The sequence below is a fragment of the Streptomyces recifensis genome (assembly GCF_002154615.1).
In the GTDB taxonomy this organism is placed as follows: Bacteria; Actinomycetota; Actinomycetes; order Streptomycetales; family Streptomycetaceae; genus Streptomyces; species Streptomyces griseoluteus.
Genome location: NZ_MUNH01000750.1, coordinates 272 through 738, shown reverse-complemented (window position 1 = coordinate 738; position 467 = coordinate 272). Strand labels below are relative to the sequence as shown.

General features: G+C 71.7%; 1 protein-coding gene. It reads left to right on the top strand.

Features of this window, described 5'->3' with window-relative positions:
• Positions 1-249: ATP-binding protein (locus CCN33_RS29245; protein WP_140394741.1), on the top strand; the 249-nt coding region annotated here is incomplete at its 5' end.
• Between the last annotated feature and the right edge of the window lie 218 nt (positions 250-467).

The following is a 467-nucleotide window of genomic DNA, read 5'->3' as shown; positions in this document are numbered from 1 at the left end:
CCCGGCATACCCGACCCGCGGGCGGCGATGGCCCGCGGCCGGGGTTCCGGCACGGCGGGCTCGACCGGGCTCGGCCTGGACATCGTGCGCCGTCTGGCCGAGTCCACGGGCGGGGACGTCCGCATCGGCTCCTCCGTGCTCGGCGGCACCGAGGTGCGGATCTGGCTCCAGCTCGACGCCCGCAAGCCCGCCGGACGCGGCCACCGGGGCACCGTCCGCAGGCGGCGCAAGCTGATACCCAGCCGCTGAGTGGTCTCGACCTTTAACCGGTCCCGATCCCTTCCTTAAGCGCACCCTAAGCCTTTCAACCACCGTCCCGGATAAGCCGATTGCCGGAATCGGCGTCGATAGCGTGCTGCCACCACCCCCCACTCCCGCACGAAGGACAGGCACGCCCATGAGCACGCACCGGCGCAGGATCAGTGGCAGGAACAAGGCGATAGGCGGCGTGGTGGCGGCCGCCGTGG